At 32.1% G+C, this 18,772-nt stretch carries 21 protein-coding genes and 1 tRNA gene; 2 read left to right on the top strand and 20 right to left on the bottom strand.

From position 1 onward, the window contains the following. Positions 1-52: 52 nt before the first annotated feature. The 14 genes from NNH57_RS14095 to NNH57_RS14030 all read right to left on the bottom strand — a co-directional run bounded on the left by NNH57_RS14095 (position 53) and on the right by NNH57_RS14030 (position 9,539). A complete protein-coding gene (locus NNH57_RS14095; RefSeq protein ID WP_025663450.1) occupies positions 53-409 on the bottom strand; it encodes an MmcQ/YjbR family DNA-binding protein in 357 nt (118 codons plus the stop codon). Between the two features lie 9 nt (positions 410-418). Further along, positions 419-823: a GNAT family N-acetyltransferase gene (locus tag NNH57_RS14090; RefSeq protein ID WP_074407170.1), complete on the bottom strand. Its 405-nt coding sequence runs from the start codon at positions 821-823 to the stop codon at positions 419-421. A 6-nt stretch (positions 824-829) separates the two neighbouring features. Further along, complete coding sequence (locus NNH57_RS14085) at positions 830-1,447, bottom strand: DUF4230 domain-containing protein (protein WP_074407171.1); 618 nt, start codon at positions 1,445-1,447, stop codon at positions 830-832. Between the two features lie 48 nt (positions 1,448-1,495). After that, positions 1,496-1,870, bottom strand: a complete 375-nt coding sequence (locus NNH57_RS14080; protein ID WP_074407172.1) for a hypothetical protein — start codon at positions 1,868-1,870, stop codon at positions 1,496-1,498. A gap of 89 nt (positions 1,871-1,959) precedes the next feature. After that, positions 1,960-2,316, bottom strand: coding sequence for a DUF4260 domain-containing protein (locus tag NNH57_RS14075; RefSeq protein WP_108808953.1), 357 nt, complete (start codon positions 2,314-2,316; stop codon positions 1,960-1,962). Positions 2,317-2,318: 2 nt separating this feature from the next. After that, positions 2,319-3,065, bottom strand: coding sequence for a cyclase family protein (locus NNH57_RS14070; RefSeq protein WP_074407174.1), 747 nt, complete (start codon positions 3,063-3,065; stop codon positions 2,319-2,321). Positions 3,066-3,095: 30 nt separating this feature from the next. Further along, the gene (hemW, locus tag NNH57_RS14065; protein WP_108808954.1) at positions 3,096-4,232 is read right to left on the bottom strand and encodes a radical SAM family heme chaperone HemW; all 1,137 of its coding nucleotides are present in this window, start codon (positions 4,230-4,232) and stop codon (positions 3,096-3,098) included. 61 nt (positions 4,233-4,293) lie between these two features. Beyond that, a complete protein-coding gene (ruvC, locus tag NNH57_RS14060) occupies positions 4,294-4,851 on the bottom strand; it encodes a crossover junction endodeoxyribonuclease RuvC (RefSeq protein ID WP_108808955.1) in 558 nt (185 codons plus the stop codon). A 54-nt stretch (positions 4,852-4,905) separates the two neighbouring features. Further along, positions 4,906-5,385 carry a hypothetical protein gene (locus tag NNH57_RS14055; RefSeq protein WP_108808956.1) on the bottom strand — a complete coding sequence of 160 codons (480 nt, stop codon included), beginning with the start codon at positions 5,383-5,385 and terminating at the stop codon, positions 4,906-4,908. A gap of 57 nt (positions 5,386-5,442) precedes the next feature. Further along, the gene (locus tag NNH57_RS14050) at positions 5,443-6,594 is read right to left on the bottom strand and encodes a tetratricopeptide repeat protein (protein ID WP_108808957.1); all 1,152 of its coding nucleotides are present in this window, start codon (positions 6,592-6,594) and stop codon (positions 5,443-5,445) included. 186 nt (positions 6,595-6,780) lie between these two features. Continuing rightward, the gene (locus NNH57_RS14045) at positions 6,781-7,350 is read right to left on the bottom strand and encodes a hypothetical protein (protein WP_254504186.1); all 570 of its coding nucleotides are present in this window, start codon (positions 7,348-7,350) and stop codon (positions 6,781-6,783) included. Continuing rightward, positions 7,334-8,551, bottom strand: a complete 1,218-nt coding sequence (locus tag NNH57_RS14040; RefSeq protein WP_254504184.1) for a M56 family metallopeptidase — start codon at positions 8,549-8,551, stop codon at positions 7,334-7,336. Before NNH57_RS14040 ends, NNH57_RS14045 begins: the two co-directional genes overlap by 17 nt. Positions 8,552-8,556: 5 nt before the next feature. Continuing rightward, positions 8,557-8,916 (bottom strand): BlaI/MecI/CopY family transcriptional regulator, encoded by a 360-nt coding sequence (locus tag NNH57_RS14035; protein ID WP_074407180.1) that lies wholly within the window; start codon positions 8,914-8,916, stop codon positions 8,557-8,559. A 170-nt stretch (positions 8,917-9,086) separates the two neighbouring features. After that, a complete protein-coding gene (locus tag NNH57_RS14030) occupies positions 9,087-9,539 on the bottom strand; it encodes a hypothetical protein (RefSeq protein WP_132065987.1) in 453 nt (150 codons plus the stop codon). A gap of 170 nt (positions 9,540-9,709) precedes the next feature. Between NNH57_RS14030 and NNH57_RS14025 the strand changes: the two genes are divergently transcribed. Both NNH57_RS14025 and NNH57_RS14020 read left to right on the top strand, forming a co-directional pair. Next, positions 9,710-10,210, top strand: a complete 501-nt coding sequence (locus tag NNH57_RS14025) for a DUF456 domain-containing protein (RefSeq protein WP_074407182.1) — start codon at positions 9,710-9,712, stop codon at positions 10,208-10,210. 441 nt (positions 10,211-10,651) lie between these two features. After that, a complete protein-coding gene (locus NNH57_RS14020; protein ID WP_159099310.1) occupies positions 10,652-11,524 on the top strand; it encodes a helix-turn-helix domain-containing protein in 873 nt (290 codons plus the stop codon). A 209-nt stretch (positions 11,525-11,733) separates the two neighbouring features. Here the strand turns inward: NNH57_RS14020 and NNH57_RS14015 are convergent, their stop codons facing one another. The 6 genes from NNH57_RS14015 to NNH57_RS13990 all read right to left on the bottom strand — a co-directional run bounded on the left by NNH57_RS14015 (position 11,734) and on the right by NNH57_RS13990 (position 18,732). Then, positions 11,734-14,601, bottom strand: coding sequence for a M4 family metallopeptidase (locus NNH57_RS14015; protein WP_108808959.1), 2,868 nt, complete (start codon positions 14,599-14,601; stop codon positions 11,734-11,736). Positions 14,602-14,933: 332 nt separating this feature from the next. Next, positions 14,934-15,665 (bottom strand): SIMPL domain-containing protein, encoded by a 732-nt coding sequence (locus NNH57_RS14010; RefSeq protein ID WP_108808960.1) that lies wholly within the window; start codon positions 15,663-15,665, stop codon positions 14,934-14,936. A gap of 254 nt (positions 15,666-15,919) precedes the next feature. Continuing rightward, positions 15,920-16,666, bottom strand: a complete 747-nt coding sequence (locus NNH57_RS14005) for a WG repeat-containing protein (RefSeq protein ID WP_254504182.1) — start codon at positions 16,664-16,666, stop codon at positions 15,920-15,922. 181 nt (positions 16,667-16,847) lie between these two features. Continuing rightward, the gene (locus NNH57_RS14000) at positions 16,848-17,732 is read right to left on the bottom strand and encodes a hypothetical protein (protein WP_254504180.1); all 885 of its coding nucleotides are present in this window, start codon (positions 17,730-17,732) and stop codon (positions 16,848-16,850) included. A 515-nt stretch (positions 17,733-18,247) separates the two neighbouring features. After that, positions 18,248-18,505: a GIY-YIG nuclease family protein gene (locus NNH57_RS13995; RefSeq protein ID WP_108808962.1), complete on the bottom strand. Its 258-nt coding sequence runs from the start codon at positions 18,503-18,505 to the stop codon at positions 18,248-18,250. 153 nt (positions 18,506-18,658) lie between these two features. Then, a tRNA-Asp gene (locus NNH57_RS13990) sits at positions 18,659-18,732 on the bottom strand. Positions 18,733-18,772 lie beyond the last annotated feature (40 nt).

Raw genomic sequence — 18,772 nt, 5'->3', positions numbered from 1 at the left:
TCCCTTATTATCCCTAGAGATGATTATCAATGATTCTACTATTTTTTTACTATTAAAGATTTTCTAATTCTTGTTTTACCTTTTTGGTCAAACCACTTACTACTAGGTCATAAGAGTGATTGATTAATTCGAGTATCATATTAGTAGGTAAACTACCAGAAAAGTTAACAGTATTCCAATGTTTTTTACTCATATGGTATCCTGGAGTTATTTCTGGGTGATATTCGCGAAGTTCGATAGCACGATCAGGATCACATTTTAAGTTTACACTAAAAGGCATTCGATTTAACCCTGTTAAAGCAAACATTTTACCCATTACTTTAAAAACCAAGGTGCTTTCATCAAAAGGGAATTCTTCTGTAACTCCTTTTTTTGATAAACAATATTCTCTAAATGCTTCGATGTTCATTTTTAAAGTTTATATATTTAATTTTCCCATCACCCACGAAGGGTTATCTATATTATCAAACCCAAATTGTTGATATAGTTTATGAGCATCTTTTGTAAGTAGCATCCATCTTCGAATGACTTGTAGTTCGGGATGATCCATAATTACTTGCATTAATTGCTTAGCATATCCATTTCCTTGTTGCTGTTCTATGATAAATACATCCATTAAGTATGCATATACTACATAATCGGTTAACACCCTTGTAAAGCCGATTTGTTTTTGATCGAGATATATCCCAAAACACATCGAATGTTCGATAGTGGTTTTTACTTGTTCTTTAGTTCTTCCTGTTGCCCAATACGAGCGAGTTAAAAACTCATGGATAAAATTGATATCTAATTTCTCTTTATCTGTAGAAATAATTATACTCATTGTTCTTTATTCTAACTGTTTTGCGTCTTGATTATTGTCGTTGATTTTTAAAGCAGAGTAATCTAATGTCCATCCAATAGATTCTGCAAGAGTTTCCATAAGCGAAATAGCTGTCAGGGCTTCCTTTTTTGCAGATTCCATAAGTCCACTTTGAGGGATTTTATCTTTTATAAATTGTTTAGCCTCTTTATTAAGATCTGTAAGATCGGCAGAGGTAAAGGGGTTTAACCAACCTTCTTTTTTGTCATAGTACTTAAAATCAGTTTCTATAGTTAAGAGTTTTGGTTGCGGAAAATGAGTAAGGATAATTCGTTTATTTTTGGTATCACTCTCTAGTGCTATCTGGGATAAATCAAATCCTACATATGCTTTGGCTTCAATAATAATTAATGCTTTTTTTGTTCCCGATAGTAATTTAAAAAATTTTTCTTTTACGCTTTCATAATGGTAGATTTCAGCAAAATCACCTTCGACAGTAACTAGTTTGCAAACGCTTTTAATTTTTTCTTTAAGTACGACAGATTGTGTTCGTACAGATGATTTATTTTTTGCAGCACTAAATCTTGCAAAAATAAAATATGCTACAACAGCACCTCCCAAAAGTCCAATAAACAATAACTCCATGGCGTAAAGATATGAAGAATATCGTTTAAGAAAATAAAGGTGTTTATATTAATTAGCCATTAGAGAAAACCCTTCTTTAATCAAACGATCGACATGATTTTTGCCTACTTTTATAGTAATTGTAGGACCAGAACAAACCTCACAGGCTTCGCACATTGCTATATCTTTTGGAGTAATATTTTCGAAATCTTTAAGCTCGATATTTAGGTCTTTTAGGTAGTTGTAAACTTTATTTTCTAATGTATTTCCTTCTGCATGCAACCAGGGTTCTTTGCATTGCTTAGTCGTTATTTTAAGTTTTGCCAAACCGGTATTAGAATCTGTTTTTTTGGCATCATCACCAGAACAGGAGAATGAAAAAGTAGTACATAAAAAAAGAATACTAAAAAATTTTAGTAAGTAAGGAAATGATATTGTTTTCATGATTTTTGAACTTTGATCTATTACCTAGATGAAATGTTATCAAAAAAGTTGTCTGTAGAAGTTGTTATATTTTAGTTAAAAACGCTAATCTAATCTTTTTTACCTATTTCACCCAGATGTGTGAATTTGAACCCTTTTTCATATTTTAGACCATATCCCAGAATCCTGTCGAAAGCAGCGTGCGAAAAAAGAATAATTCCTGAAAGCTGTATTAATTCGTTAAAGAAGTATATTCCTATAAGATATATCAAAATTGCAATCCCTTTATGATGAAATATATTATAAGTGAATGCTCCAACCTTATTATTTATAATGTATCCTAACATTCCAATGTCTGGTATAAGGAATAAAGCTAAAAATAACCACCAGGAGTAGGGTAATAAACCAAATAAATATACTCCTAATCCGAGCATTGCAATTTCTTCAAGTTGTAGTGTTGTTTTCATTTTTACAACATTTTATACAAAACAGGTTTACTTGGTGAGGCGTCATTTACAAAAGATGCTATTTGAAGATTAAGAAGATATTGCCCATTTGGGATTTTGGGATCTACATAAATCATTTCTGTGATAGTGGCATGATATCGGATTGCTTTGGGATAGTCCCAGAAAGCCTTGTGGGCTAATAATTTTCCATCATCTTTTTCTTTATCGACCGACGGCAAATCAATGAGAAGATGTTCTACATTCAACGTTCTTATATACCTAGCTGCTTCTTCTGTAAGAAAAGGCCAGTTCGTATTAGAGTAGTGTTTATTGCATTTATTCTTTGTATTTGGAAGCGTTCTTATAATGAGTGCTTCGAGCTGTACAGAAGTTATCGCATTTTCAATATGATCTTTGGTAATTATATGATCTTCTCCTTGCTTTTCTGGTAAAATAGAAATGACTTCAGCGATAAAAAAGTAGTGCTTTAATGCATCATTGATGTTATAGAATTCGGGAGTGATATGGCCAACGCACTCGGTATGAGTACCATGACCATGAGGATTGAAATAAATATTATTAAAGTTGGTTGAAGCTCCTTCAGATACTTTTCCGATCCATTCTCCATCTTTTACGGGCTCAATTCTTGGGGCATCAATATACCATGCGTTTACATTTTCTTGCGATGCTCTTAAAGGAATGGATATATCTAACGGTTTTGAAAGATCAATTTTGTAAGACTGATTATTGTGTTCTATTGTTGTAATCATATGTCCTTCTAACTATTTTTAAGGAGAAAATTACTCTAAATTTAGTAAGAAAAGATCACTTGCAATACCATCGCTTAAAAACTTTCCTTTTTTGGTTACCAATAATGTATCGCCATTTAAACATAAAAGATGAGTATCCATATGTTTTTGAGCTTGTTTAAGGAGGTATTCTTTGTATTTTTCTCCGAAATCCTTTTCTGTTTTTTGCAAAGACACTCCCCAAATGGTACGTAATCCTGTCATGATATATTCATTGTAGGTATCGGCAACAGTTAAATCTTCAACCTCTCTGGGGAATTGATTTTGTTGTAACGCTTTGATATATTTTACATTGTTATTAATGTTCCAGCTTCGTTGTTTTCCGTTATAGGAATGTGCAGAAGGCCCAATACCTAGATAACGTTTCCCTTGCCAGTAAGCGGTATTATTTTTACTGAAGTATCCAGGGGCACCAAAATTAGATAATTCATAATGTATAAAACCTTCTTTTTCTAAGGAATCTACGAGGATTTCAAAATGTTTTTGCGCCACATTATCATCAATCGAAGGGATTTCTCCTTTTTCGATCAATTTTGGTAATGCAGTGTTAGGTTCTACGGTTAAGGCATAGCAGGAGATATGCGGTACTTTAAAATCTAATGCTAATTGTATATTTTGTTTCCATCGATCTATTGACATATTTGGGATGCCATAAATCAAATCTATCGAGATATTATCAAAGTAGCGACTCGCCACAGAGAGACATTTTTTCGCTTCTTTGGCATTATGAGCACGATTCATCATTTTGAGATCTTCTTCAAAGAAAGACTGAATACCTATACTCAAACGATTTACATTACTTTTGGCTAACAATTCTATTTTCTCTTCGGTAAGATCATCTGGATTTGCTTCGATTGTTATTTCTGCTTTTTCAGCAACCTGATAGTATTCATAAATCACATCTATAATACGTTGTAATTCATCTATTGATAATACAGTTGGTGTACCACCACCAAAGTATATGGTTTTGATGATTTCATTGGTATCAATTTCAGGTTTTCGTAATTTAATTTCATTACATAGGGCAGTAATCATTTCATTTTTTTTCTTCATCGAAGTCGAAAAATGAAAATCACAATAGTGGCAAGCTTGCTTACAGAAAGGAATATGGATATAAATACCGCTGATATTGTTAGATTTTAGAATTAGGATTTATAGATTTAAAATCATCAAAAATCATAATTTATAATTATTTTTTTATCCGTTTTTCGTTCTGTTTTACAAAAGCCGCCCAACCTGTATAGCTTTTGCCTACGATGTTGGCTCGGCCCATATTATAAAAATGACATACTGCTGCGGCCAGACCATCGGTAGAATCTAGGTTTTTGGGTAAGGTTTTGAGTTGTAAGAGGCTCTGTAACATTTTTGCAACCTGTTCTTTAGTAGCATTACCATTACCAGTAATTGCCATCTTGATTTTTTTTGGAGAATACTCGGTAATAGGTACTTCGCGACTCAGACCTGCCGCCATGGCTACTCCCTGGGCTCTCCCTAGTTTAAGCATTGATTGTACGTTTTTGCCAAAAAAAGGAGCTTCTATCGCAATTTCATCGGGGTGATAGGTATCAATAAGTTCTATAGTACGTTCAAAAATAAGTTTTAGTTTTATATAATGATCATCATACTTGCTAAGTTGAAGCTCATTTAATTGTAGAAAAGACATCTTTTTATTTTGAACTTTAATAAGTCCAAACCCCATAATTGTGGTTCCGGGATCAATACCTAGTATAATTTTTTCGCTACTCAAAAGAAGAGATTGTTTTATACTACAAAACTAAGCAATTCGAAAATAAGTACAGCTTTAATCGATATGTATTACCAAAGGAAGTTTATAGAGTGTAGTTACAGGTGTACTACGTGTATGAGCAGGTTTAATTTCTGGTAGAGAGCGAATACTTTTTTCTAAACGGTCTTTTAGATCAGGGATTTGCGTTTCTATATCGAGTGGTAAACTAAAATCCTCGAGTATGATTTCTCCCTCATTGGTTATAAGTAAAGGAACCCATATGGTATCATTAACAGCGTCCTTTACAGTAATCGTATGTTTTATAAGATCGTTATGTATATGCTGTGTGATTGTATTCTGAAAGCACTGTTCTAGCTCTTCTTCAGATTTTTGTTTACAAGCTGCAAATAGTGGGGGTTGTTCTACCTCATTCCAATTTAGTTTCTCTAACCCTTCTTTTATGATATCGTCTTTATGCTCTTTTTTAAGCACAAAATCTTTACATGAAAATACCGTAAAAACCAATAGACCTATATACCAATTCCTTACACTCATTATGCGTAGACTATTTCGGATAGCCAAACTACATAAAATTTTTAAGAGAGAGAAGTATTAGTTGTTTTTGGTTTTATTTTGAATTTCTTCTTCTAATTGGGCTATTCTTTTTTTGACAATCATATTAAAATAATCTTTTTTATCGGTATCAAACTTTTTCAGATAATTGTTGTAATACTTTAGTTTAATTTCAGGATCTTGATAGTGAGCATCTGCAAACATTGCTAATTGATAGTGGGCTCTATCATTATTTGGATCTTCTTTAATAGCTAGTTTGGCATACTGTATCGCATTTTTCCATTTTTCCTGAAACCGATATATTAATGCGATAGAAAGAAGGTCCTCGTCTACGGGTATATCTTTTAATGCAAGTGCTTTTTTGTAATATTCTAATGCATTGTCATATTTTTTGAGCTGTTGATAAGCGTATCCTAGTAATGAATATGTATTCGGAGATTTGTTATTATATTTTAGTACTTCATTAAAATGAGAAATTGCCTTTTCATATGCATAGGTTTTACTGTAACATAATCCTAATTTAGAATGTATAAATTCACTTTCCTGATTTAGATCAAACAGTTTTTGAAAATAGGGGAGTGCGGTATCATAATCTTTGCGAAATAAAAAATTCTGCCCCAAAATGCTTATGAGTTCGACATTTTCTGGGTATGAATGCAAACCTATATTTGCTGTTTTCCAGACCATGTCATAATTTTTTTTCTTCAGGTAATTTTTAGAGATTTCAAAACAGCTTTTCTGATGCGTACTGTCTAGACGAAAAGCTTCTTTAAAATAAGAGATTGCCAGTGTGTCTTTCAATCTTTTTTTGATTACACCTAACCGATATTGAAAATCAGGATTTTTGGGATGCTTCAAAACAAGGTCTGTATACATGCTATCTGCTTTTTTTAGTTTACCCGTGATCATTAATAATTTGGCGTATTCTAATTTTACAGAAGTGGTAAGGTTCGTGGTTTTTAATGCTTGTTTGTAGTACGATAATGCATCTGTATAAGTTCCTTTGGCTCTATGTGATTTTGCGATTTGTAATACTATATATTGATCTTTAGGTACTATTTTCTGGTACTTTTTAATTGCATTAGAATAATCTCCAAAACTATATAAACTATCAGCTATGGTCAAGGCCGAAGACTGAGCATTGGCTTGATGAATGATCATGCATAAAATAAATATTAGAGCTCTATTCATGTTTTTAATATCAGTTCTGTATAAGAAAAGTAATGTGGTTAAAAGATACTATTTTTTTGGTGCAACATAAGTTGAATAACCAAACTACGTAAAATTTTTATGAGAGAGAAATGATGATATTATTAAAGCCGAAGTTGTGTGCTTCGGCTATCTACTCTTGATCGGTATTAGATTTATCTTTAAAAATTAATGAATAGGATCATTGTCATTTAGATCTAGAGTAATATTATAAGATGGAACATTCTTACCTTTATCAGTTTTGATAACTGTAAAGTCAAGAATATCTTCACCAATTTCATTTGCTTTCTCATCTTTAAAGTATGCTATACAAAGCCCATCAACGGTTTTTTCACCATAATTGTCACCATATGAGATAATAAGCTTATATTTATTTTCAGGTATATTTCTAACAAAATACTTTTCATTTCTTTTTATATAGACTGTTCTGATACTTTTTTCTGTGTCTAACGTAACAATTTGAACTATGACTTCAGTAGTATTACCAGTCGTAATCCTTAGATAATTATCTAAATTTTTATCGTATTTAGAATTTTGATTCGGACATTTAGGCTCAGCCTGTTCATAATTATCTCCATTAACAGTGGTGTTTGATTCTTCAGAAGACCCATCAGGTAATTCTGATTCTTTTTTTAGCATATCTATAGATAGGTTATAGGACGGTATATTTATTTCTTTTTCCGTTTTTAGAATATTGAAATCTAGAATATCATCACCAATTTCATTTGTTTTTTTCATCTTTAAAGTAGGCTATACAAACTCCATCTACTGTTTTTTCAGCATAATTGTCACCATATTTGATATTGATCGTGTATTTTCCTTCAGGTATATTTCGTACAAAAAAGGTTTGATTTTTAAAAAAGTGAATAGTTCTTATTCTTTCTGAAGTTTCGGTGGAAATAATATCAAGAATAGCTTCAGAACTTTTTCCATTTCTTACTTTTAAATAATTGTCAAGGTTTTTGTTGTATGAAGATTGTTGATTAGGACATTGAGGTTCATGGCTTATTGATGAATTTGAGTAATCAGAACTTTCATTATTTTTTGAATTTTCAATAGTGTTAGTTAACTGGTTTGATTCTTCATTACAGGAGGTGTAGACAAGTATTCCTGCGATTACCGGAATCAATAGTAAGTACTTAAATTTTGCAATAGTCTTAGATTTGGATTTTTGTAACATAAGGATTCTTTTTTTTATTAAGGATTGATTAAAAAATTGATTAACAAATGTGATTTCCTGTGTTTGAAAAGTCACATTTAATAATTGTTCTATATAGTTTTGTTTATCTATAGTTGCAATAACAGTTGCATCTGCGATATATTCATGTAATATGGTAATTCTAGATTGGTAGATATGTATTATTGGATTCCACCACAATGCAATCTTAAGTAGTTCAAACCATACTTGATCTAATGAATGTTTTTGTTCGACATGTACAATCTCATGGATTAGGATTTGCTTTTTTTCTGCTTCACTCAAAGCATCTCCCAGATAAATACTATTCCAAAAAGAAAAAGCTTGATTACTGTTTGGGAGGGTGACTATTCTCTTATTATTAAGGTCAGTTTTAAACGAAACAGTTTTCAAAACGTTAAGTTTATAAAACTTTAATATAAGTAACAATAAACTTAACCCGGCGCCGGCACAATATAGTACTAACCACCAGTTCGTGGGATTCTGATCGATTCCTGTTGTGCCTAAAACAACTAAGTTTTCTGAAGAAATTGTAATAACTCTTTCCAGTTTTGTAACATACACTTGAGATGTTTGATTTCTAAAGGCCTCGATTTTTATAAATGGCAACACTAATGATAAGAGTGGTGTAATAATCAAATACAGCCTATTCCAAGTAAAGAAGGTGTCCTTTTTATGAAAGACATCATAAAGAACCAAAAACAGGACTTGAAAAATAACAGTTTGTAGGAGGTAGTAGAGCATGATTTCTATTTTTCTTTATCTAATTCTTTTAAAATCTGTTCCAGGTCTTTGATATCCATATCATTCTTTTTTACAAAAAAAGACACCATATTTCTAAAAGATCCATTAAAATAATTGTTCATCAGCTTGTTAAGAGATTGATTGCTATATTCTTCTTTTTTAACAAGAGGAAAGTAGATGTAGCCTTTGCCTTCTTTACGATGAGAAACAAATTCTTTGTTTTCCAGAATTCTGATGATGGTTGAAATAGTGTTATAAGCAGGTTTAGGTTCAGGCATTTGCTCAATAATAGAAGCAACATTGGCTTCTTCTAATTGCCATAACCATTGCATTACTTCTTCTTCTGCTTTTGTAAGTTGTTTCATCTATTTGTTATTAAATATTTCGTTTCAGTAAAGTGAAAATAGTTTAACTAAAAATTTAGTTCTATGAAGCAAATATAACTAAAAAATTAGTTTAAACTAATTTTTTAGTTGAAAAAATCAGAAAGTTGACTGTGTATATTTAAAAAAGAAGGATTCAGAATTTTTCAGAATTAATCGTTACCCGTTATTCTTTTTTTTGAAGATAGATTGATCTCTGTCGCTTGTATTTCGAATACAATAGGCAGGGTGTATACGTTTTCAAAAACTTCTTTCTCTTCTGTAGAAGTCTTTTCTGATCTTGGAATCGTATACGGAAAAGATTGTAGCGTTTTTATGGCTTCCAGTTCTAGCTCTATAGATGATGATTTTGCCTGGATATCAACTATTCGACCAATTTGATCAATTTTAAATCGGGTGTATACTCGATTAGAACCTGGCTTCGCATGGGATGTTATTGCTGCGATATCATAATTAGCATCTACAAATTCCTGAATTGTATTAATGATACAATTTCTTCTTATGCGTTCGTTTGTTGAATTGTTACATTTTATAGAAGGATTATCTTGAGAAAAGGATGTAGAAAACATTAGTAATCCAATAGATACTATTAAAATGGATCGCATAATTTTGGGGTAGTTTTATAATCAATTAATGATTTATTTGTATTTGTGTGAACAAAAAAAATAAATAAAAGTGTATTAAAATGTATATAAAGAAACTAATAGATGAAAGGCATAGTTAATTGATATTGGCGTAACAAATCAGAAACATTATCGTCATATAAATAAAGAACATGGATATAGCATTAATCATCATAGGGTTTTTATTTTGCCTTCTGGGTTTGGTAGGAAGTTTTCTTCCTGTGTTACCTGGGCCATTTACTTCGTGGATAGGATTATTGATTATTCACCTTACGGATGCAATCCCACAAAACTGGACTTTTTTAGGAATTACACTGGGGATATCGATAGTAGTTTGGGTTCTTGATTATATCGTTCCCGCATTAGGTACAAAACGATTTGGTGGTACTAAATATGGAATGATAGGTAGTTCTCTTGGTCTTATTATCGGGATCATATTTATGGGACCCTTCGGTATTATAATAGGTCCTTTTGCTGGTGCGTTTATTGGGGAGCTTATAAAAGACAGTAGCGAATCTTCGAAAGCATTAAAGGCTGCTTTTGGTTCTTTTATTGGTTTTTTGGCAGGGACATTTCTTAAGTTTATCGTATCTGTTGGATTCCTCATCTTCTTTTTTGTAAAAGTATGGGAGAGTTGGGGAGAATTGTTTTAAATTCTTATATCAATACCATAGCTTTCTGAGCGATAATCTTGATCATAAATATTCATTTTGATATATAAGCCTATATATCCTATATAATAATACCCCCATATACCGGTTATCTATAAATATAAGATATGCAAAAGATGTATTACAGGTTTTGTTGCGTATTTGGTATAAATTTTGTGAAAAAAATAAGTATTTTGCAAAAACACACACAAAACTCAACTTTTTTTTATGGACACGATATTTATTTTCTTTTTAGTCTTGGGTATACAATCCCTGATAGTTGCTTTAATCTTACTTTTTTATAAATCCAAAAAACAAAAGGTAAATAGATATTTAGGGTTTTTTTTCATTTTTCTTAGTATAGAATTGTTTAGCTACGTTTTGATGCGAAATACTGATCAATTTATAGCATCTTATAACCCTTTTCGGTTTAATTTCTTGAACATGGTTTTTATTTATTTCTATGCTACAGAGACTGCAGGTATCGAGATTAGGAATAAGTATCGATATTATATTCCTGCTGTACTAGAATTCTTTGTTCTGTCCTTGGTTTTTGTTAAAGTAAATGATACCTCGGATTTAGTATATTCCCCTAAAGCCATAATATTTTTATATTCGTATGTAATTTCTGCCTCGGTTTTTATAGTGTATATGTGTATCAGAACACTGTTGGTTATTAGGAGTCATACTGCTTTTTTGCCTTTCTTTTATACAGATACAAAATATAAATCTCTATTGTGGTTAAAAATATTTTGTATTTTATTTATTGTTTATCATGTAATAGCATTAGGAACTGTGACCGTTTTGTCAGGTGTTACATATATGACAACAGTATCTGATAGTTTGGCTTCATTATTATTGTATTATTTTACCATAGGATGTTTGATACAAATTAACATTGTTAATATCACATCTAAAAGTGAGGTAGAATCATCAAAACGTAAACAAGAAGAAAATAAGGAAATTTATAAACGAGTTTCCAAAGTAATAGAGCGATTTATGGTAGAGGAAAAAGCTTTTCTGGATCATGATATGACTTTAAAAACTTTTGCAAAAAGAGTGGGAGAGTCGAGCCGTCTCATTTCTAAAACTATTAATGAGATGGAGTATAAAAACTTTAATATGTACCTTAATCATTACAGAGTTGAAGAATTTAAAACACTTATAGAATCAGAGAAGTATCAAAAATATAGCAATACAGCATTAGCTATGGAAGCTGGATTTAATTCGAGAGCTTCTTTTTATAAAAATTTTAAAGATATTGTGGGTATTTCTCCAACAGATTATTTTGAGAGTCTAAATTCTGATGTTGTCTAATTTTGAAGAGAATTGACCTATGGGTTTATTCAATGATAGATATATAGTATTTATGTTTTTGATGATCTTACTTAAGGCTTGAATGTCATCTTGATTAACTAAGAAATTAAAATTAAATCGCCTGGAAATATTTCCAGGCGATTCTTTCTGCTAAAATCTAAGTTGAGTTAGAAGAGTTAGCTGATATTCATAACTACACAAATAACTTACTATTTAATAATTACTTTCTTTACATCTTGATTTCCTCTCTTTACAAAGTAAATTCCAGAGTTTAATCTAGATACATCAACCTTTATGGTGTTGTTCCCTAAAGTTGATTTTACTTCTTTGTTGTATACTACTTTTCCTAGTATATTAACAATTCTGATTTGAGAAGATACATTATCTAAAGATTTGAAAGATATATTAAGATCTTTCGATGCAGGGTTTGGGTACACATTAAATCCAGTAGTTTTGTTTAGGTCGTTTCCGAATGCTGAGGCAAAAAAAGTAGCGTCACAAGAACCAATAACTACCCAACCTGTAGCAGTTAATTCATATATGGTACCAAAGTATTTTACTTTAGACCCAACAGGATACGTATTTCCTGGTTGATACTCTGGGATGTTATCGCAGTTATTACCATTGGTGTCTTCTAGGGTGGTAAAGCTTATCACAGCAGAATAAGGAGCATCTACCTGATTACCACCAGTTGTTCCACATTGACCACGTTGTTGCCAACCTGTGTTAGTAAACTCAAATAAATACCCCTGGTACGTAACCTTATCACCAACTTTATATGGGTTTCCTGCTTGATATGCTGGTACACCAGCACAAGGATCTGTACCACCATCTGTAGAACAGGTGTATTTTACTCTTGCTTCATATTTGGTATTTGCTGCTAGACCTGTTAGGTTAGTAGTAGCGCCAGAAACTGTAGAAGCTGTATACGAAGCATCTGCAGCTTTTTTATACTCAAAAGTATAGTTTGATACTCCACTTATACTTGTCCAGCTTACAGTTGCAGAGTTAATAGTTATATTAGATGAATTCACACCTGTAACGGCGTTGCAGTCACCTCCACCACCATCTGCAGCAGTAGTAAATTTCACTACGGTTGAGTATGGTGCAGTTTCACCATTGGTGCAAGCATATTTTAAACGTACTTCGTATGCAGTATCCACTGTTAACCCATCTAATGTTTTGCTGGTACCGGTTACAGAGGATGCAATATACGATGCATCTGCAGCTTTTTTGTACTCAAAAGTGTATGTAGAGATACCTGTAACTGCATTCCAGTTAATTGTAGCACCGTTTTTAGTAATATTAGATGCGGCTATTCCACTTACAGCAGAACAGTCACCACCGCCACCATCACAGTTAGCATTACCAGTAAACTTAGCACCAACACCTACAGCATTCATAGCGTTAGTTACGACTTTTACTTCACAAGAGTTAGCCCCGTGTAAATCTTTAGCGGCATTAATTACTGCATTTCTGGCATCAGCATATTTTGAGCTTCTTGTTAGGTAATTTGTTAGAGAGCGATAAGCAATTTTCCCTGCTTTTTCGATACCAATACCTTCTACGTCATAAGCTGTTCCGCTATCATTAGATCCTTTGGCTCCTTGAGATACAATATAGAACCAATGGTTCATTACACCACTATTAGTATGCACACCTCCATTATCTGCAGAACCTTGCGCAGTTGATACCCATTTAGTACCTCTGTACGTATCAGGTTGGTTATGCAATTTAGGGTTAGAAAGATCTCTTTTAAGTCTTTGATCTGGATGCTTATCTGCTAGTTTCCAAACCTTAGCATCTACTACTTTATTAAATGTGTAATACTCTACCAAAGATCCAAACATATCACTATAAGATTCATTAAGTGCTCCAGATTCCCCTTGGTATACCATTTTACCTGTTTCTTGAGTAACCCCGTGTGCCATTTCATGACCCACTACATCTAATGGAGTTACTGGTGTACCTTGAAGTTGTTTGGTATTTCCAAAATACATCCAGGTACCAGACCAAAAAGCATTATCATCACCATATCGACCTGCTCCATTTACATATATGTTAATATTACTTCCTCTATTGTCATAGCTAGAGCGGTTAAATTCGTTTTTAAACATATCCCAGGTTTTCTCTGCTCCCCAGTATGCTGCAGTTCTGTGGTTTTGTTCTCCGCCAATTTTAAAATCTTTAGTTTGGCTAGAATAGATAGAACGAGTGTTTGTAGGTTCAATTATTGCTGTCTGAGTAGCATTAACTTGTAGTTGTGCTCCTTGCATATCATACAAAGCAAGCTTTCTGTCACCAGATTGTCTCATTTCATATCGACCTCCATTTTGTGTAACCGTTATGTTTTGAGGACCATAGTATCCTGTATCTGTAGTACCATCTACATGGTGTATCTTTTCTTCAATAAAAAGAATTTCACCATTTGAAGCATCTACAAAAACTTCTTTACGTCCAAAAGGCTCTATAGAATACATATCGAATTTGTAAGCTAATCTCAATGCGTTGGCATTCATTGCATTGTTTTTAGTGATGTATACTAATTCGCCTTCGCCACCTACTTCCTCTCCTCTGAAAGTTTTGTTATTAGCTCTGGGAGCTCTAGCTTCCCAAACATATTGCTTTGCTTTGATTACATCTTTTGCTTTTTGTAATGCCTGAGCAGAAGATAACGTACTGCTTTTTGCAAAAGATTTAGCTGGTGTTGCTGTAAACCATTCTCCGTTGGCAGAAGTTACCTGCCCGTTTTTAACATGGATTAGGTACATAGAACTCTCTACAGGAATCCCATTGATAGATTGTTGTAAACGGTAATGTGTGAAACCTAATTCGTCTTTTACAATTTCAGAAATAATAACTCCTTGTCCGGGTACTTTGTCAAAGTGCTCTGACATAAAATTCTCTGGGGATGAGAATGATGATTTTTTTGCTCCGTTTTGAGCAGCATCAAAATCGATCGCTCTTGGAGCCATTCCGTTGCCCCCTTTTTGAACAATGTTATACTTCTCCTGTCCATAAGAAGAAAGCATAAGCATCATTGCAAATGCAATTAAGATGTTTAATCTTTTTTTCATAATTGTTGATTTTGTGTTTGTATATTAAGCAGACGAAAGTATCCTAAACGAAGCCTTGTATCAACAAACACCTGTCCTAAACTATGGTTAAGACGGCTTATGTAAAATATTGAGACATCTTAATGTTCTTATAATTAGATGATTATGAATTTTTGATAGAAAATGAAGAGAAAACGGTTTTCGATAGTTTGTTAAAAAGAAATGGTGTTAAATCCCTGATATTTTAACATGTTTTGCAAGAATAATGTCAATTCAGAGCATCTGGATTTGTTTTTCTGTAAGAATATGCAGATTAATTTCTTACTTTCTTATATCAATATAACTACAAAAAATCATTTTAGTGTGTAGATGAGTTTTGTGGTAATAGAAGCTGTCTTTTCTCTAGAAGAAGTGTTTAGTGCCCCACCCCAGGAATGATCTTCTCCAGAGTATTTACCAGTTATTTGAAAAATACCCATTTTGGCAAGAGTTAGTTCTCCAAGTGTTGAACCAGAATTCTTAGCTATTTTTTCTGCTCTTAGTTGTGCGTTTTCGGTTGCTTTAGAAATCATTTCGATTTTTAACTCTGCCAGTTTTGTATAGTAATATCGTGGTTTTTTTGAAGAAAACTGAACTCCTTTGTTTAATAATATTGTGATCTCTCTAGATATTTTTTCAACCTTTTCGATTTCACTAGAGTTTATTTTTATGGTTTGTGATAGTTGATATCCTGAAAAGCTTTCACCAAGATAATTACCTGTACTAGAGTAATTAGGTTTTGTAATACGATGGGTTGTCACAGCATCAAAAACTACAGTTTTTATATCGATACCATTAGCATTTAAATAATCGGTAACCGTTTTTTTATCTTCTTTTAGGTCATTGTACGCTTGTTGCAAGTTGGTATTTGTTTTGATGAATTCTCCCTCCCAAACGATAAGATCCGAAGTGAAGTTGGTGGTACCATGGCCTGTTACTGCAATTGTTCTCTCGGGTTTATTGCGATTCATATACGCATTTCCTAAAACTATAGAGGAAATAACTATGGCTAACGAAAATAAAACAGAACTAATATTGGTTTTCATTTTTTTGAAATTTTATATAGGCACTAAGATATGGATAAAATGGCTGCTTTAATCCCTTGAATTCAGGGAGATATTCGTGTTTTTAATACATTTATATGAACACAATTTTTGGACTTGATTCACTAAAAAAAATCACTAAAATTAGAATTCTTATTTCATACATTAATAAAAATAATATCATTCATTAGACCTATAGTGTTGTGTTAAAAAGAACTCGTTAGATCTTAATTTCTATATTTCCATTAGAAATTTAACTAATCATCTTTAGTTATTAATTTTCCATAAGCGTCATATTTTTTCTTTCCAAATAGATATGTTTTTTTAACTCCTGATCCATTAGTATTATACCCTCCACTATTTGATGTTGCCAATATGTTACCTTTTTTATCAATAAGATGGAATTTATGATCAAATCGAATTATGGCAATACCATTTTGAAAAGAATCTGCACTTTGATACTTAAAAGGAAGTTGTATTGTTCCTTTTTTGTCAATATACCCATAGAATCCTTCCTGATTTTGAACCACAGCCAGACCCTCAGAAAAAGCTTTCGCTTTTTTATAATCAAAAGGGATTATCGTCTTGCCAGAAGTATCCAAAAACCCCATCCGATTATCCTTTGATACAGAAAGTAGTCTCCCTTCAGACAATATTATAACTTCTTCAATGTTTGGTAAGGTTTTTACATTTCCAATAGTATCAATAATATAATTCATTTTATTTACCCCTTGAGCATGTACATACGTATTATCAAGGGCATATATATTGGTGAAAAATAGATCCGACAGTTGTTCATTTTCAGCATTCACCATTACATAAGGTGTATCGCTATCTTGTTGTATAAAACCTATACCATTTTTAGCCTCAAATATATTAAAGGCCGAAAGGCTATCTAGTTTTTTTTTTGATAAGTTTAAATGATAAAATGTTTTATCTTTTTGATAAAAACGAGCACCTAAACTAGTAATAGGAATAGCATCTAATCGAAAAAGCTCTTTCATATTATGGTCGAAAAAGATGTTTTCAGTGGGAGTGGGCATATGAATAATAGCTGGGAGCTCAGACTCTTTGGTAATAGAAAATAGAATGGTTTGAGACACAAAATCAGTACCAATATATAATTTAAGACTAGAAATATTACCTTCAAAAAAATAAGTATAATGATAAACACCATCAGTATCTTTAAACGTTTTGGTTTTTTTTTACGGATTCGAATAAATACTTTCGAAAATCTGGGACAGTGGCAAACTTATCTTTATATAATTTATCCTTCGCGTCCTCTAAAATATTAAGTATCTCTACCATACCAATATTTGTTTTTTTTGGGAGAGTATTACTAGAAGAACTACTTCTGAAATCCAATATTTTACCTTCCTCATTTAAAGCGCGCACATATATTTTATCAGTAAAAGCATCACTTACTGTAAAATAGATGTAGTTGTCCTTTAATGCTTTTACTTTTATAATACCATCCTTATATTTGATCTTTTTTGTTTTTGAGGTTAAAGTTAATGAGTCATATTTTTTTGCATAATTAATATGGTATGCTACTGCGATACTATCTATAGGTTTGGCTTCTCCCCAGTCTTCTTCCCAAATGGCACGAATCACATACGAAGTGACCTTATCTGTTTTTACTTTACCGTCATTATAATATATACATACGGGCTCTAATTCCTCTTCAATTCCTTCGGGTAAGTTAATTTTACTCCAAAATTTTTCTTTCTTAATAGTAAACTTAAGTTGTGTAGTGAAATCCTTAAAAACCTGAGAGAATTCCATATTAGAGAATTGTTTTATTGCTTTTTTCACTATTGATGTATCTGTTTTAAAAGGAGTTCCATATTTTTCTTTTATCTTAGGGATATTTTTTGATTCCTCGTCTGGTACATTAAAAAAAATAGAGAACGTTTTAATTTCTTCTATGACTTCATTAATAGATATTTTTATCTCTTCTAATGTATTACCTTCCATTTTCTTTAGAAATGAATCCATTTGTGGATTTATTTCTTGAGCATTAGAATAGAAACCACATACTATAAGCGTTACAAATAAATATTTTTTCATTTTTTATGATGTGCTAAATTTACTCCTTAATTAAATTATAATTAGACAAAAAAACGGCTCGGAACATAGTATGAGAAAACAGTGTAAGTGTAGCATGATGTTCAATAGAAATAACTGTCCTAACTACTATTATTTATAGTTTGAGTTTAACATAACAAACCCTTTTATAGCTTCATTTACTTTATGTAACATAATATTCTAATGTCTCAGTTTCATTTTTTTAATTTTACCAGACAAAGATATAGATAATGAATGCGTTATGTTTCCCTGAATTCAGTGGTATTTCTATTTTTAAAATTGATTTTGGCGCGTAATTTTGGTGAAGAAAAACTCTCTGAATTAAAAAAAGCCTCTCCAAATTTATGGAAAAGCTTCTCATCGGTTTACTACTAAACCATTCTCACATTAAGCGTGAGACAACACAACATTTTCTTGCTAAAAAAAGCCTCAATCTTTGTTGAGGCTTTTTTGCAATTTTGCGGTCTGGATCCCGAGTACTCGGGAAACCCACGATCTCAATTTCTATTTTGAATTAATTTGAGGTAGAAATTTCTATTTTTTTGTTTTTTGAGAAAACGTTCTCTTTTGATTGCATCGCTTTTTGAAGAAAATTCTTCGGTGTAGACTAATTTCCATGGAATTTTTTTGGAAGTATATCTGCTGTTTCCACTATTGTGTTTGTTCATTCTTTCCTCAATATTTGCAGAGTACCCAATATAAAAAGAATCATCTTTCAAACTCTGAATTATGTAGACTGTGTATATTGGATTCATTTTTTATATTGAATTAAAAAAAGCCTCTCCAAATTTATGGAAAAGCTTCTCATCGGTTTACTACTAAACCATTCTCACATTAAGTGTGAGACAACACAACATTTTCTTGCTAAAAAAAGCCTCAACAAAGATTGAGGCTTTTTTGCAATTTTGCGGTCTGGACGGGACTCGAACCCGCGACCCCCTGCGTGACAGGCAGGTATTCTAACCAACTGAACTACCAGACCAAGGCCTTATTGCGGATGCAAATATACACCTCATTTTATT

The organism is Aquimarina spinulae (genome assembly GCF_943373825.1).
GTDB classification, from domain to species: domain Bacteria; phylum Bacteroidota; class Bacteroidia; order Flavobacteriales; family Flavobacteriaceae; genus Aquimarina; species Aquimarina spinulae.
The sequence above is the reverse complement of the archived record's forward strand: the minus strand, read 5'-3'. Positions and strand labels throughout refer to the sequence as shown.